The 14,891-nt window shown below is 68.5% G+C and carries 12 protein-coding genes; 10 read left to right on the top strand and 2 right to left on the bottom strand.

Features of this window, described 5'->3' with window-relative positions; genetic code table 11:
• The first annotated feature begins 7 nt into the window (after window positions 1-7).
• Both pucL and ACGFNJ_RS01295 read left to right on the top strand, forming a co-directional pair.
• The gene (pucL, locus tag ACGFNJ_RS01300; RefSeq protein ID WP_393442108.1) at window positions 8-913 is read left to right on the top strand and encodes a factor-independent urate hydroxylase; all 906 of its coding nucleotides are present in this window, start codon (window positions 8-10) and stop codon (window positions 911-913) included.
• On the top strand, window positions 901-2,262 hold the full coding sequence (locus tag ACGFNJ_RS01295; RefSeq protein ID WP_393442106.1) for an 8-oxoguanine deaminase: 1,362 nt from the start codon (window positions 901-903) through the stop codon (window positions 2,260-2,262). The genes pucL and ACGFNJ_RS01295 overlap by 13 nt, the downstream gene beginning before the upstream one ends.
• Window positions 2,263-2,265: 3 nt before the next feature.
• On the opposite strand, the gene ACGFNJ_RS01290 is transcribed toward ACGFNJ_RS01295, so the two are convergent.
• Window positions 2,266-2,898 (bottom strand): M20/M25/M40 family metallo-hydrolase, encoded by a 633-nt coding sequence (locus ACGFNJ_RS01290; protein ID WP_393442104.1) that lies wholly within the window; start codon window positions 2,896-2,898, stop codon window positions 2,266-2,268.
• Between the two features lie 685 nt (window positions 2,899-3,583).
• Here ACGFNJ_RS01290 and ACGFNJ_RS01285 point away from each other — a divergent pair.
• The 6 genes from ACGFNJ_RS01285 to ACGFNJ_RS01260 all read left to right on the top strand — a co-directional run bounded on the left by ACGFNJ_RS01285 (window position 3,584) and on the right by ACGFNJ_RS01260 (window position 10,777).
• Complete coding sequence (locus tag ACGFNJ_RS01285; RefSeq protein WP_393442102.1) at window positions 3,584-4,441, top strand: FAD binding domain-containing protein; 858 nt, start codon at window positions 3,584-3,586, stop codon at window positions 4,439-4,441.
• Window positions 4,438-7,383, top strand: a complete 2,946-nt coding sequence (locus ACGFNJ_RS01280) for a molybdopterin-dependent oxidoreductase (RefSeq protein ID WP_393442100.1) — start codon at window positions 4,438-4,440, stop codon at window positions 7,381-7,383. The genes ACGFNJ_RS01285 and ACGFNJ_RS01280 overlap by 4 nt, the downstream gene beginning before the upstream one ends.
• Before the next feature lie 38 nt (window positions 7,384-7,421).
• The gene (locus tag ACGFNJ_RS01275) at window positions 7,422-8,609 is read left to right on the top strand and encodes a DUF6986 family protein (RefSeq protein WP_393443695.1); all 1,188 of its coding nucleotides are present in this window, start codon (window positions 7,422-7,424) and stop codon (window positions 8,607-8,609) included.
• Window positions 8,606-9,574: an allantoicase gene (gene alc / locus ACGFNJ_RS01270; protein WP_393442098.1), complete on the top strand. Its 969-nt coding sequence runs from the start codon at window positions 8,606-8,608 to the stop codon at window positions 9,572-9,574. The genes ACGFNJ_RS01275 and alc overlap by 4 nt, the downstream gene beginning before the upstream one ends.
• A complete protein-coding gene (gene puuE, locus ACGFNJ_RS01265; RefSeq protein WP_393442096.1) occupies window positions 9,571-10,476 on the top strand; it encodes an allantoinase PuuE in 906 nt (301 codons plus the stop codon). Before alc ends, puuE begins: the two co-directional genes overlap by 4 nt.
• 106 nt (window positions 10,477-10,582) lie before the next feature.
• Window positions 10,583-10,777, top strand: a complete 195-nt coding sequence (locus ACGFNJ_RS01260) for a hypothetical protein (protein WP_393442094.1) — start codon at window positions 10,583-10,585, stop codon at window positions 10,775-10,777.
• Window positions 10,778-10,849: 72 nt separating this feature from the next.
• Here ACGFNJ_RS01260 and ACGFNJ_RS01255 read toward each other — a convergent pair whose 3' ends face one another.
• Complete coding sequence (locus tag ACGFNJ_RS01255; RefSeq protein WP_393442091.1) at window positions 10,850-11,983, bottom strand: alpha/beta hydrolase family protein; 1,134 nt, start codon at window positions 11,981-11,983, stop codon at window positions 10,850-10,852.
• Between the two features lie 500 nt (window positions 11,984-12,483).
• On the opposite strand from ACGFNJ_RS01255, the gene aceA reads away from it, so the two are divergent.
• On the top strand, window positions 12,484-13,773 hold the full coding sequence (gene aceA / locus ACGFNJ_RS01250; protein WP_393442088.1) for an isocitrate lyase: 1,290 nt from the start codon (window positions 12,484-12,486) through the stop codon (window positions 13,771-13,773).
• Window positions 13,774-13,982: 209 nt separating this feature from the next.
• Complete coding sequence (locus ACGFNJ_RS01245) at window positions 13,983-14,855, top strand: 3-hydroxybutyryl-CoA dehydrogenase (protein WP_069160673.1); 873 nt, start codon at window positions 13,983-13,985, stop codon at window positions 14,853-14,855.
• Window positions 14,856-14,891: the final 36 nt, after the last annotated feature.

Raw genomic sequence — 14,891 nt, 5'->3', positions numbered from 1 at the left:
CGCCAGGATGGAACTGACCGGGCCGATCGTGCTGTCCGACAACAGCTATGGCAAGGCCGAGAACCGGATCGTGCGGATCTGGCGGCAGACCGCGCGCCACGAGATCCGCGACGTGAACGTCTCCACCGTGCTGCGCGGCGATTTCGCCGACGCGTATACCGCAGGTGATCAGCGCAAGGTGCTGCCCACCGACACACAGAAGCAGACCGCGTACGTGTACGCGAAACAGCCCGGGCTACAGACCATTGAGGACTACGGACTCGCGTTGGCCGGGCATTTCGTCGACGAGATCGAGCCGGTGCGCAGCGCGCGGATCGAGATCGACGACTATGCCTGGCAGCGGGTGCCGGTCGACGGGCGCCCGCACGACCACACCTGGGTGCGGCAGGGTCCCGAGGTGCGCACCGCGGCGGTCACCGTGGCAGGCACCGGCGCCGACCGGCAAGCCTGGGTGATCGGTGGGGTGAAGGAGCTGACCATCCTGAAGTCGACCGGTTCGGAGTTCGCCGACTTCCTCCGCGACGAATTCACCGTGCTGGCACCGACACACGACCGGATGCTGGCCACCTCCCTTGCCGTCGAATGGCGGTTCGCGGCAAGCACCGGCATCGCGTGGGACGACGTGTACGCGGGGATCAGGGCCACACTGGTCGAGACGTTCGCGACGCGGCATTCGAAGGCGTTGCAGCAGACACTGTTCGAGATGGGCAAGGCCGCGCTCGAGGCGTACCCGGTGCTCGCGGAGGTGCGGCTGGCCGCGCCGAACAAGCACCACTTCGACTACGACCTGGCCCGGTTCGGCATCGAGAACAACGGCGAGGTGTACCACGCCGCCGACCGCCCGTACGGCCTGATCCACGCCACCGTGCAGCGGGCCGACGCACCGGAGGCGGGTCTGGCATGGACACCGTAATCGTGATCGAGGACTGTGCCGTCGCGACCGTCGACGCGATCGGCACCGAGTACCGCCGCGGCCATGTGGTGCTGCGCGGCAACCGGATCGACGCGGTCGGCGCCGGCGCCGCACCCGCCGTCGATGGGCAGGTACAGCGGATCGACGGCAGCGGCTGCCTGCTGACACCGGGGCTGGTGAACACCCACCACCATCTCTACCAGTGGATCACCCGCGGCCTCGCCGCGGACAACACCCTGTTCGAGTGGCTCACCACGCTCTATCCCATCTGGGCGGGCATCGACGAGGCGGCGGTGCGGGTCGCGGCGACCGGCGGGCTGGCCGCGCTGGCCCGCACCGGCTGCACCACCTCGACCGACCATCACTATGTGTTCCCGCGCGAGGGCGGTGATCTGCTCGGCGCCGAGATCGCGGCGGCCGCCGACGTCGGCCTGCGCTTCCACCCGTGCCGCGGCTCGATGGATCTCGGCGTGAGCGCGGGCGGGCTGCCGCCGGATCAGGTGGTCCAGACACTGGACGCCATCCTGGTCGACAGTGCGGAAGCGATTGCCCGGCACCATGATCCGTCGTTCGATTCGATGCTGCGGATCGCACTGGCTCCGTGCTCGCCGTTCTCGGTGACGCCGGAGCTGCTGCGCGAATCCGCGGTGCTCGCCCGCGAGTCCGGGGTGCGGCTGCACACTCACGTCGCCGAGACGATCGACGAACAGGACTACTGTGCGCAGACTTTCGGCTGTACGCCCGCGCAGTACATGGAGCAGCTCGGCTGGGTCGGGCCCGACGTCTGGTGGGCGCACGCCATCCATCTGGACGACACCGCGATCGATGCGATGGCGAAAACCGGTACCGGAGTGGCGCATTGCCCCACCTCGAACGCGCGCATCGGCGCGGGTGTCGCCCGCACCGCCGACCTGGTGCGCGCCGGGGTGCCGGTCGGTCTCGGCGTGGACGGCGCGGCAAGCAACGAGTCGTCCTCGATGATCGAGGAACCGCGCAACGCCCTGTTCTATGCACGCAACCGGGGCGGTCCTCGGGCGATGACGGTGCGAACGTCCTTGGCGCTTGCCACGATCGGCGGCGCCAGGGTGCTCGGCCGGGATGCCGAGATCGGCTCGATCGAGCCGGGCAAGCTCGCCGACCTCGCGCTGTGGCGGCTGGACACGCCCGCACACGCAGGCATCGACGATCCGGTGACCGCGCTGGTGCTCGGCTCGGCGCCGCCCCTTGCGGCGCTGATCGTGAACGGGCGCACGGTCGTTCGGGACGGCAGGTTGTGCACCGTCGACGAGGACACCGTCGGCGCCGACGTGGCCAAGGCGCAGGCCGCGCTGGTGGCAAAGGCCGGGTAGCGGTCAGCAGCAGTGGCGCTCTGCCAGTAAGGCGAGACTATCCGCGCAGGCCCGCATCTCGCTGATCAGGATGTGCGGTTCGGCGCCCGTTGTGCTGCCACACGGGGTCAGGGACGGGACTACCGTGGTTTTGGCGGTGAGCCCGCTGCGTAGGGCGTGGCGGGCGCCGAGGTCGTCCTGCAAACCGCCGACCACGAACTGCAGCAGCAGCGGACGGAGCATCGGTATTCCGCTGCGGCGCAGCATGATTGTCGCGCCGAGGATGGCGGCCAAGCCGCCCTTCATTTTGGGTAGGCCCGTGCCGTAGAGGCGATCGCCATCGCGCCGGGCAGTGAACGATTCACGCGGTGGCTGCCTGTCGAACGGAGCCGTGTCGAGGTGGCCACCGAGTAGCAGGGCAGGCTTGCCTCGCTCCGGGCCGAGACGGGCGATCGTTTGCAGTCGACCCGGCTCGACTTCCTGGTAATAGGCGCGAATGTCGTTGCGACGGAGCATATTTCGAACGTGACAGGCGAGCGCTGTTTCCTGTCCGGTGCTGGAGGGGATGGCGGTGAGGTCGGCGGCGAGCCGGATGAGCTCATCGTCGGAAAGCAGACGATGCAGCTGGTCGGCGAAGAGGGTGGTCGAGCTGATCACGTCGGCCGGTTCCGATCGGGAGAATCGTGGGCGGGGCGGTGGGCGCTGGCCGGGAACACGGGGCTCAGCGGATCATCAGCGCTCATAGGATATCGGGCGCGTCGCGAGGGGTGGCGGGCGGTGCCTGCCGAGGTGCGTTGATCGGTCGCCCTTCCGCGCGGGACGTGCCGGCCGCAGGTGGTCTCGGTCGCGCACATCGGTGAGGGATGGCCCGCCGTGCGGCGTGGGAAATCTCACACCCGAGCGGGTTGAGGTGGACAGTAATCATCCGGCTGCCCGGTGTCGAGTGTGTGGCGTGGTGCACCCTGCGTGTCGACGACGCGCCGCGAAAACCGTGCTCGGTGTGTCGCGTGGCGTCGGCGCGGGTGACTCGCCGTCGCTCCGCGTCGGAGGCGCCGTTTCGCCACCGCGCGATAATAAAACCATCCGGTCTCTATTGGCGTCCGACCTGTTCACGGCCGGTGCGAGATACTGGAACGGTGCCGCCTCTGACCGAAAAGAGCCGGACGGGTGGATGCCGAAGCGCGACCGGGGGCGCGGCGGGACAGCAGAAGGGCGCGACCGGCCGGTTTACGCGGCGTCGCGAGCCGGCCAGGTAACAGCCGCGCAACCTGGCGTGGTTGCCGTGCGACATCGCGGCAACGCCACGCTCCTACGGTTGCCGGACAAGCGGTGGAGGTGAGACGTGGACTTGGACACGATCCGGGACGTGGTGCAGGCCAGGGGACGGGCCGACCTGGACGTGCTCGGCGGTGGCACCGCGGTGCTGGCCGGCGGGACCTTCCTCTTCTCCGAACCGCAGAACGAGCTCGACCGGCTGGTCGACATCACCACCCTCGGCTGGCCCGCACTGACCGAGGTGCCGACCGGGCTGGAGATCGCGGCGACCTGCACGCTGGCCGAACTCGCCGGTTCGGTGCCGGGACGGGAGCTGGGCGCGGAGGTGCTGCGCGAAGAGTGGCCGGGGACACGGTTGTTCGCGCAGGGGTGCCGGGCATTGCTTGCGTCGCACAAGATCTGGCGCACCGCGACGGTCGGCGGCAACATCTGTTTGTCGTTGCCCGCCGGTGGGGTGCTCGCGGCCTTGACCGCGCTGGACGGAGTCGCGCTGATCTGGACGCCGGACGGACAGGACCGCCGAGTTCCGCTGCGGCAGTTCGTGCTCGGTCCTGGCCGCAATGTGCTGCGGGAAGGTGAGGTGCTGCGCTCGATCACGGTGCCGACGTCCAGCTTGCTGGCGCACACCAGTTTCCGGAAGATCGCGCTCGCGCCACTCGGCCGCTCCGGCTCCGTGGTGCTCGGCCGCCGTGATCCCGATGGCGGCTGCACTGTCACCCTCACCGCCGCCACCACGAAGCCGGTGCTGCTGGATTTCGCCACCGCACCGAGCGATGCCGATATCGACGCGGCGGTCGCCGGGCTCGACCCGCTGCTGTGGTTCGACGACCCGCACGGCGCGCCCGACTGGCGACGGCACGTGACCGGACGGCTCGCTCGCGAGGTTTGCGCGGACCTACGCGCCGAGGATCGGAGACGGTCGTGAAGTTCGATATCGACGGCAGGCCCGTCGAGGTCGACCCGCGACCCGGCCAGTGCTTGCGCACCCTGCTCCGCGAGCAGGGCACCCTCGCGGTCAAGAAGGGCTGTGACACCGGCGATTGCGGCGCCTGCTCGGTTCAGCTCGACGGCATGACGGTGCACTCCTGCCTCATCCCGGCCCACCGCGCCGCCGACCGCTCGATCACCACCGCGGCAGGTCTCGGCACCGCCACCGATCCGCATCCGGTGCAGCGCCGCTTCGTCGAGCACGCCGCCTTCCAATGTGGTTTCTGCACAGCGGGAATGGTGGTCACCGCGGCCGGACTCGAGGACGGAGCGGCCGCCCACCGAGCCGACCCTGCGACACCGAGTTGCCTCTCGGCCGGTGCGGCACCGCCGGATCCGACCAGCGATGCCGCGGCCGGGTGCGGTCGATCCGGCGCGGAACTCGCGGAGCTGATGAAGGGAAACCTCTGCCGCTGCACGGGTTATCGCGCGATTGCCGATGCGCTCACGGGTACCGCAACAGAGGTCGACCAACTGCCCCCGCCGACGACGGCACGCCACGATGGTGGTGCGGTGGTCGAGGGTCGCGCAGGGAGCGGAGTGGGTGCGCCTGCTGGGCCACGAATAGTGCGTGGCGCTGAGCCGTTCACGTTCGACATTTGTCCTGGTGACGCCGCAGGGGTTGCCGGCCGTGCTGCGAACAATGGTCCGAAGGCCGGGCCATACCCGACGGAGCAGAATTCGCCTGGCGCGAGCGAGGTTTCACCACCGACGGCACCGCTGCACATCGCGGTGTTGCCGAGCCCGCACGCGCACGCGCGCATCCTGGCGATCGACACCGCAGCCGCGGAGGCGCTGCCTGGCGTGCACGCGGTGCTCACGTATGCGGATGCACCGGACGTGCCGTTCTCGACGGCACGGCACGAATTGCGGGCCGACGATCCGGATGACACCTACGTGCTGGATCGGACGGTGCGTTTCGTCGGGCAGCGGGTGGCGGCGGTGGTGGCCGAGAGCCAGGTGGCCGCGCGTGCCGGATGCCGGGCGTTGCGGGTCGAGTACGAGGTGTTGCCCGCGGTGTTCGATCCCGCGGCGGCGTTGGCGCCCGAAGCGCCGAAACTTCATGCGGAGAAGCCGGATTCGGCGCGGATCGCGGATGCCGAGCGCAACGTGGTCGCCGAGGTGCACGGCGAGGTCGGCGACGTCGCGGCCGGGCTCGCGGCGGCCGCGAAAGTGGTGCGCGGCGTGTGGCATTCGCCGCGCGGGCAGCATGTGCATCTGGAAACCCACGGCGGCATCGGCTGGTTGGACGCCGACGGCAGGCTGGTCATCCGGTGCAGCACGCAGGTGCCGTTCCTGGTGCGCGACGAGCTGTGCCAGGTGTTCGGGCTGCGGCGCGACCGGGTCCGGGTGTTCGCGACCAGGGTGGGCGGCGGCTTCGGCGCCAAGCAGGAGATGCTTGCCGAGGATCTGATCGCCCTCGCGGTGCTGCGGACCGGGCACCCGGTGCAGTACGAGTTCACCCGCGCCGAGGAATTCACCGCCGCAACCAGCCGTCATCCGATGCGGGTCGCGGTGACCGCGGGCGCCGACGCGAACGGGGTGCTGACCGCGCTGACGGTCGAGGTGCTCGCCGATGCGGGGGCCTACGGCAATCACAGTGTCGGCGTGATGTTCCACGGCGTCGGCGAGTCGGTCGGCGTCTACCGGTGTGCCAACAAGCGGGTCGACGCACAAGCGGTGTACACCAACAACATTCCGTCCGGCGCCTTCCGTGGCTACGGCCTCGGCCAGGTCATCTTCGGGATCGAGTCCGCGCTGGACGAGTTGGCGCGCGAGCTGACTATCGACCCGTTCGAGTTCCGGCGGCGCAATGTCGTGGTGCCCGGTGACGAGTTCGTCGGTGCGGAGGTGGACGAGACCGACCTGACCTTCGGCAGCTACGGCCTCGACCAGTGCATCGATCTGGCCGAGCGGGCGTTGTTGCGGGGCAACGGCGTCGAGCCTCCCTCCGAAGAGTGGCGGGTCGGCACGGGGATGGCGGTGGCGATGATCGCGACCATCCCGCCGCGTGGCCATCACGCGAACGCGACGGCCACCCTGCTCCCCGATGGCCGTTACGAGATCCGGGTCGGCACTGCGGAATTCGGCAACGGCACCTCGACGGTGCATGCCCAGCTCGCGGCGACCGCGCTGGAGACCGACGCGGCCGCCATCGTGATCAGGCAATCCGACACCGACCTGGTCGGTCACGACACGGGCGCGTTCGGCTCCACCGGAATCGTGGTGGCAGGCAAGGCAACCTACGCCGCTGCACTGGAACTGCGCAGGCTGCTGCTCGCCAGGGCGGCGAAGCTGGCCGGGCTGCCCGAGCACGATTGCGTGTTGACCGCGGGCGGAGTCCGTTGCGGGGACGAGGTATTCGGGGCCGCCGAATTGCTGGCCGACGGCGAACTGACCGCACACGGTGAGCACGCGGGCACGCCACGCTCGGTGAGCTTCAACGTGCACGCCTTCCGGGTGGCCGTCCAGCCGGACACCGGCACGGTCCGCATCCTCCAGTCGGTGCAGGCCGTCGACGCGGGCACCGTGCTCAACCCGGTGCAGTGCCGAGGACAGGTGGAGGGCGGCGTCGCGCAGGCCATCGGCACCGCGCTCTACGAGGACATGCGCAGCGAGCACGGCGTCGTCACCACGCAGTCGCTGCGGCACTATCACATTCCGCAGTTCGCCGACGTGCCGCGCACCGAGGTGTACTTCGCCGACACCGCGGACGAGTTCGGTCCGCTCGGCGCCAAGTCGATGAGTGAGTCCCCGTACAACCCGGTCGCTCCCGCGTTGGCGAACGCGATACGCGATGCTGTCGGGGTGCGGCCGGACCGGCTGCCGATGACGGCCGACCGAATTTGGCGGGCCATGCAGGAAGGAGACCGAGGGTGACACGGTTGCCGGAGAATATCCGGGCGCGGATCGACACCATGCTCGACAGCGTCGATGACGAATTGCGCACCAGGTACCCGGGGCCGGATGGGCGGGCGCAGCCCATCCACACGGCGTACGTTCCGGCCGACCGGATCACCGAGGCCACCCCGCGCGAATGGGGCGACAGGGCAATCGAACTCCTCGACCGCCACACCGCCCTGCTGACCGAGCTGGATTCGACAGGTTCGGTGCCCGAGGTGCGCCGAAGGCTGGTGCAGGACCCGATTCAAGACCTGCGCATCGACTTCGAGGACGGCTACGGCTTCCGCGCCGACGACGAAGAGGACAAGGCCGCGAGCGAGGCGGGTGCCCTGCTGGCGGGCTGGGCGCACCGCACAGATCGCCCGCGCAGCTTCGGCATCCGGACGAAGGGGTTGGCCGGCCCGGAGCGCGGCCGCACGCTGCGCACGCTCGAGCTGGTGCTGGCGGCAATGGAAGACGTGCCTAACGGATTCGTCTTCACGGTCCCCAAGATCCGTGCGGCGGAGCAGGTTCCGGCCCTGGTCGCCGTGTGTGAAGGTTTGGAGACCGGCTACGGCCTTGCCGCAGGCGCGCTGCGGTTCGAATTGCAGATAGAAAGCCCGCAGGCGGTGCTCGCCGCCGACGGCACCGTGCCCATCGCGCGCATGCTCGGCCAGGCGGAGGGCCGATGCAGCGCATTGCATTTCGGGACCTACGACTACACCGCCGCCTGCGGCGTCGCCGCCACGGACCAGGCGCTCGATCACCCTGCCGCGGACTACGCGAAGGCCGTCATGCAGGTGGCCGCCGCGCAGACCGGTGTCTGGGTATGCGACGGCTCCACCCAGATCGTGCCCGACGCGGAACCGGAAGCCGCACTGCGCAACCACCATCGCCTGGTCGCCCGCGCCCTGCGCCGCGGCTACTACCAGGGCTGGGACATGCACCCCGGCCACCTGGTCACCCGCTGGTTGGCGACCTACGACTTCTTCCGGCAGGCCATCGACGTGGCCGTGCCGCGCCTGCAGGCCTACCTCGACCGCCGCGAGGGCGGCGTCATGGACGAGCCCGCCACCGCGGAAGCCTTGGCCGCCACTGTCTTACGCGGTCTCGACTGCGGCGCCCGTACCCCCGACGAGCTGCGCACCCGCGCGCCCGAACTGACCGAGACGGTACTGCGCGCCCTGGTCACCCGCGCGCCGATTCCGCAGGAGGCCGGATGACCGAGCACGAGGATTTCACCCTGCTCCCCGACCTGGCGGTTCGCCCGCTCGGCGGCGCGGTGATCTGGGCCGACGACGAATTCTTCGCGGAGAAGGAGAATTTGATCAACCCGGGCCCTTCGGAGTATCGGCCGTCGACCTTCGGCCACAAGGGTCAGGTCTATGACGGCTGGGAGACCCGCAGGCATCGGGGCAAGCCGGGGGACGACGCCGCGATCGTGCGTCTCGGCGTGCCTGGCGTGATCCGCGGCATCGTGGTGGACACCGCCTGGTTCAAGGGCAACTATCCGCCTGCCGTCTCGGTGTCCGCACTCGCGGTGACCGGCTATCCACCGGCCGACGAGATTGCCGCGCGCAAGGATTGGGTGCCACTCATCGACCATGCCGCCGTCACGGGCGACAGTCGCAACCCGTTCCCGATCGAGAACGACAACCGCTGGACCCACCTGAAGCTCACCATGCACCCGGACGGCGGCGTCGCGCGGCTGCGGGTGCACGGCGAGGGCCGCCCCGACCCGGAGCTGCTCGGCCTCGGCCCGCTCGACCTCGCCGCGCTGGAAAACGGTGCGCTGGTGCTGGATTGCTCCAACCGCTTCTACAGCTCGCCCAACCAGCTGCTGTACCCGGGGCTGGCCCGGCGGATGGGCGACGGCTGGGAGACCGCGCGCCGCCGCGACGACGGCAACGACTGGGTACGCATCCGGCTCGCCGGGCCCGGCCTGATCCGGCTCGCCGAGATCGACACCTCGTACTTCCTCGGCAACAGCCCCGGCGCGGCCCGGCTCGTCGGCCGCACCACCGACGGCACCGAGCTCGAATTGCTCCCGCGCACCGCGCTTTTGCCGGACACCAGGCACCGGTTCCCGATCACGCCGATGGCCGCATCGGTGGAGGAGGTCCGGCTCGACATCTACCCCGACGGCGGCCTGGCCCGCCTGCGCCTGTTCGGGGAGCTGGGCGGATGAGTGCGCGCGACTTCCTCGGTTACGGCCCGACACCGCCGGACCCGCAGTGGCCGGGCGGCGCACGGATCGCCGTCCAGTTCGTGCTCAACTACGAGGAGGGCGGCGAGAACACCGTCCTCGACGGCGACGAGCACTCGGAGACCTTCCTCTCGGAAATGACACCGGCGCAAGCGTTTCCGAATCGTCACATGAGCATGGAGTCGCTCTACGAGTACGGGTCGCGCGCCGGACTGTGGCGGGTCCTTCGTGCCTTCGAGCGCCGTGGCCTGCCGTTGACCATCTTCGCCGTCGCCACGGCAATGCAGCGAAACCCCGAGGCGGTGGCCGCCTTTCGGGAGCTCGGCCATGAAATCGCCTGCCACGGCCTGCGCTGGAAGTCCTACCAGCTGACCGACCGCGACACCGAGCGCGCGCACATGGCCGCGGCGGTGCGCATCCTCACCGAGCTCACCGGCGCCGCGCCAATGGGTTGGTACACCGGGCGTGACTCCCCGAACACCCGCGAATTGGTCGTCGAGCACGGCGGTTTCGTCTACGACGCCGACTCCTACGCCGACGATCTGCCGTACTGGGTCACTGTGCACGGCACCGACCACCTGGTGGTGCCCTACACGCTGGACACCAACGACATGCGGTTCGCTTCGCCCGCCGGGTTTCCCACCGGCGAGCAGTTCTTCGCGCACCTGCGCGACGCCTTCGATGTGCTGTATCGCGAAGGGGCCGAAGGTAATCCGAAGATGCTGTCGGTGGGTCTGCACTGCCGCATCGTCGGCCGACCGGCCCGCATGGCGGCGCTGGAACGTTTCCTCGACCACGTGCAGTCGCACGATCAGGTCTGGATCACCCGCCGCATCGATATCGCCGAGCACTGGCGCAAGACACATCCGATGAAGGGCAGCTGAACCTCGGCTGAATTCAGCAGGAGGACAATATAATTCGGGTCATGCAGGACAGATCTTCGTTGGCTAGATTCGCAGCGCTGGTTTCCCAACTCGACAGGAGTTCTGCATGTCTGCACTACGTAAAATCGTCGTCTGCACTTTCATCGGTGCCGCAACATTGATCGGCGGTGGCGTCGCGAGCGCGGCCCCACTGTCGCTCGAGCCCGCAGTCCCGGCCACCGAGCCGGTAGCCAAGGATTGCACCGGCGTTATCCACCCTCTCGGTCAGCTGATGTGCACGCTGACCAGCCTGTCTGGCTAGTACAGGGGGCAGGTCGGAAACGGCGTGCGCGGCCCGTCGGGGGGATCGGCCGCGCACGCACGTCCTGACGTATCAGCCGAACAGACTGCGCACGAACGGCAGCGAATCCGGCAGCGATGCGGTCACCGTGCCGCTGTGGTCCGTCGGATAGGTCCGCAGCGTCACCGGCTGCCCGTTCGCCTGTAGTACAGCGGCGAACCGCAGCGTCTGCGGCGTGATGACGTCAGTGTCGCGCAGGCCTTGAGCGAGCAGGACCGGCTTGTCGTATCCGGATTCGGGCAGACCGAGGTAGCGAGTGAGTACTCCGCGCAGATCGGGGATCTGCGCCAGCGGCCTGCTGAACAGGTCGCCGAGCACCACGCCCGCCGCCCCGACCGCGTCGCTGAGCGGGCCGAGACAGGCCTCCCTCGCCTGGGTGACCCAAGAGTGTCCCGCGTCGGTGAGGAAGGAGTCGATGTTCAGCTCGGGATAGGTGGTGCGCAACCCATTGAGGATGTACAGCACATAGGTCGTGACGTTCGGATTGAGTTTCACCGGTGGCACGTGCGGGCCGATCGGCAGCAGCACTTCCTCGATATAGGCGGGGACGCCGGTGCCGACCGCGCCGCGGTAGTCGAGCCAGGGACCACCGAATTCAGTGGCGTAGCGCGCCGTGTAGACGGCAGCGGCACCGCCCTGGGACTGGCCGATCACCACCCATTTCTTCGCCAGCGACGAATACTGCGCGGTCGCCGCTGTGACCGCGTCGACCACGTTGTGCGCTTCGACGATCCCGTTGAGATACGGATGCTCACCCGGCGTGCCTAACCCCGCGTAGTCGGCCGCCACGATCGCGTAGCCCTGCTGCAGCCAGGTGCCGAGGTAGGTCCAGTCGCGCTCGACAGCGCCGGGCCCGGCCGCGCTGTAGGCGCAGTCGTCGCCGATGCCGACGGTGCCGTGTGCCCAGGCGATGACGGGCCAACCACCAGCGGGTGGTTCGCCAGGGGGAAAGTAGACCGCCGCGCTCGCGGTTGTCGGCGCGTCGTTGGCCGTGGTCGAGCGGTACAGAATGCGGCTCGCCTGCGCGGCGCCCGGCAGCGTTGCCGCCTGCGTGAGCGGGACGACCGATTCGATCGTTCCGGCAGGCACGGCCGCCGCAACGGGCATATTCAGCAGGCCTGCGGTGCAGGCGAGGGCGAATGCCGCGGCGAAGGCCGTTCTTCGCATGGTGGCTCCTGTCCGGGTGTGACTGCGCTGCCACCGAGGAGATCCCACGGAGCAGGTCACTTGTCCAACTTGGCGATCCGCCCCAGTCTGCCCGAACCTCACGCGGGCTGCCCACGCTCAGGTGGTCCAGGCCACACGGGCGGCACCTGCCCCGACTTGTGAACGTCCTCACAACACGGAATGCCGAGCGGGGGCGGTGACCACTGCGGAGCCGATGTCTAACAGTACGGGCGTTACGCTAAAACCGCACGTCAGGCCTACTAGCCGGTAGGTTCCATGTTTGCAATTCGCCCGCAAGTTTTGCAAAGTTAGCAAACGCTTGACGAAACCTAGCTGAGATTCACATTAGCAACAGGTAGACGGCCATTTCTCATTGTGCAATCGTGTGGAAGTACACCCCATGGGCCTAGCAAGCCTGCAAATTGCCGCTCCAGCAGTACGAGTTGTTTATCCGCTCGGCCGTGGGGCACATCGACCTAAACGAGGAAGTGGAGTCAGAGATGTCGAACGCCGGCACCCCGAAGACCGCTGCGGAAATCCAGCAGGATTGGGACACCAACCCCCGCTGGAAGGGCGTCACCCGTAACTACACCGCGGAGCAGGTTTCGAAGCTCCAGGGCACCGTCGTCGAAGAGGCCACTCTCGCCCGTCGCGGTTCGGAGATCCTCTGGGATCTCGTCAACAACGAGGACTACATCAACTCCCTCGGCGCCCTCACCGGCAACCAGGCGGTCCAGCAGGTCCGCGCCGGCCTGAAGGCCATCTACCTGTCCGGTTGGCAGGTCGCCGGTGACGCGAACCTGTCCGGCCACACCTACCCGGACCAGTCGCTGTACCCGGCCAACTCGGTGCCGAACGTGGTGCGCCGCATCAACAACGCGCTGCTGCGCGCCGACGAGATCGCCAAGGTCGAGGGCGACGACTCCGTCAAGAACTGGCTCGCCCCGATCGTCGCCGACGCCGAAGCAGGCTTCGGTGGCGCGCTGAACGCCTACGAGCTGCAGAAGGCCATGATCGCGGCCGGCGCCGCAGGCGTGCACTGGGAAGACCAGCTCGCCTCGGAGAAGAAGTGCGGCCACCTCGGTGGCAAGGTGCTGATCCCGACCCAGCAGCACATCCGCACCCTGACCTCCGCGCGTCTGGCCTCCGACGTCGCCGGTGTGCCTTCGGTGATCATCGCCCGCACCGACGCCGAGGCCGCCACCCTCATCACCTCCGATGTGGACGAGCGCGATCGGGAGTTCCTGGACGGCACCCGCACCGCCGAGGGCTTCTTCGGCACCAAGAACGGCATCGATCCCTGCATCGCGCGTGCCAAGGCCTACGCCCCCTACGCCGACCTCATCTGGATGGAGACCGGCGTCCCGGACCTCGAGGTCGCGCGCAAGTTCTCCGAGGCCGTCCGTGGCGAGTTCCCGGACCAGCTGCTGGCCTACAACTGCTCGCCCTCCTTCAACTGGAAGGCGCACCTGGACGACGCGACCATCGCGAAGTTCCAGCGTGAGCTCGGCGCGATGGGCTTCAAGTTCCAGTTCATCACCTTGGCCGGCTTCCACTCGCTCAACTACGGCATGTTCGACCTGGCCTACGGCTACGCCCGCGAGGGCATGACCGCCTTCGTCGACCTGCAGGAGCGCGAGTTCAAGGCCGCCGCCGAGCGTGGCTTCACCGCGGTCAAGCACCAGCGTGAGGTCGGTGCCGGTTACTTCGACACCATCGCGACCACCGTCGACCCGAACACCTCGACGGCGGCGCTGAAGGGCTCCACCGAAGAGGGCCAGTTCCACTGATCCGCAACACCTTTCGGGCCCGCAAGGGTCCGGCCCTCGAACATCCTTCCGCGGCAGAGCGGTGCCGCGGAAGGATGTTCCACCGCCCTTCCCACTGAACAGCCCCAGTGGGGAGGGCATCCCTATACGTTGGTCCATCGAAGGCTCGCTTCATCAGAGCAGAACCTTCACAAGCCACCGACTAGCCAGACAAACAGCAGGAGCGGGACGTGAGCAGCGAGAAGATTCAGCGCGTCGGCATTATCGGCGCCGGACAGATGGGTGCCGGAATCGCGGAGGTGTGCGCCAGGGCGCACGTCGACGTGCTCGTTTTCGAACAGACCAGGGAACTGGCCGCCGCAGGCCGCGCCCGCATCCTTCGCTCCCTCGACCGCGGCGTCAGCAGCGGCAAGATCACCGAGCGGGAACGCGAGCAGGCGGCATGGCGGCTGCGTTTCACCTCCGACCTCAACGACTTCGCCGACCGCCAGCTGGTGGTCGAGGCGGTGCTCGAGGACGAGAAGGTCAAGACGGCGATCTTCGCCGAGCTCGACAAGGTCGTCACCGATCCGTCCGCGGTGCTCGCCTCCAACACCTCGTCCATCCCGATCATGAAGATCGCCGTCGCCACCACCCAGCCCGAGCGCGTGGTCGGCATGCACTTCTTCAACCCGGTGCCGGTGCTGCCGCTGGTCGAGCTGGTCACCACGCTGAAGACCAGCGAGGCCGTGTCCAAGCGGGCCGAGGCGTTCGCAGGCGACGTGCTGGACAAGCAGGTCGTCCGCTCCGCGGACCGGTCCGGTTTCGTGGTGAACGCGCTGCTGGTGCCGTACCTGCTCTCGGCCATCCGGATGGTCGAGTCCGGCTTCGCCACCAAGGACGACGTCGACAAGGCGATGGTGCTCGGCTGTGCCCACCCGATGGGCCCGCTGGCGCTGACCGACCTGGTCGGCCTCGACACGGTGAAGTCGATCGCCGATTCGATGTATCAGGAATTCAAGGAGCCGCTGTACTCGGCTCCGCCGCTGCTCATGCGTATGGTCGAAGCTGGATTGCTCGGCAAGAAGACCGGCGCCGGTTTCTACCAGTACAACCGGGCCTGAGCCAGGCCGGAGCGGCCGCGACCGCGGCACGGACCG

It is taken from the genome of Nocardia sp. NPDC049149 (genome assembly GCF_043197455.1).
Lineage (GTDB): Bacteria > Actinomycetota > Actinomycetes > Mycobacteriales > Mycobacteriaceae > Nocardia.
This window is presented reverse-complemented; position numbering and strand designations above follow the sequence as displayed.

Excerpts from the sequence above, each read along its gene's own strand:
- pucL (WP_393442108.1), top strand. The coding sequence starts at position 8 with ATGGAACTGACCGGGCCGATCGTGCTGTCCGACAACAGCTATGGCAAG.
- ACGFNJ_RS01295 (WP_393442106.1), top strand. The coding sequence starts at position 901 with ATGGACACCGTAATCGTGATCGAGGACTGTGCCGTCGCGACCGTCGAC.
- ACGFNJ_RS01275 (WP_393443695.1), top strand. The coding sequence starts at position 7,422 with ATGCTCGACAGCGTCGATGACGAATTGCGCACCAGGTACCCGGGGCCG.
- alc (WP_393442098.1), top strand. The coding sequence starts at position 8,606 with ATGACCGAGCACGAGGATTTCACCCTGCTCCCCGACCTGGCGGTTCGC.
- puuE (WP_393442096.1), top strand. The coding sequence starts at position 9,571 with ATGAGTGCGCGCGACTTCCTCGGTTACGGCCCGACACCGCCGGACCCG.
- ACGFNJ_RS01260 (WP_393442094.1), top strand. The coding sequence starts at position 10,583 with ATGTCTGCACTACGTAAAATCGTCGTCTGCACTTTCATCGGTGCCGCA.
- ACGFNJ_RS01255 (WP_393442091.1), bottom strand. The coding sequence starts at position 11,983 with ATGCGAAGAACGGCCTTCGCCGCGGCATTCGCCCTCGCCTGCACCGCA.
- aceA (WP_393442088.1), top strand. The coding sequence starts at position 12,484 with ATGTCGAACGCCGGCACCCCGAAGACCGCTGCGGAAATCCAGCAGGAT.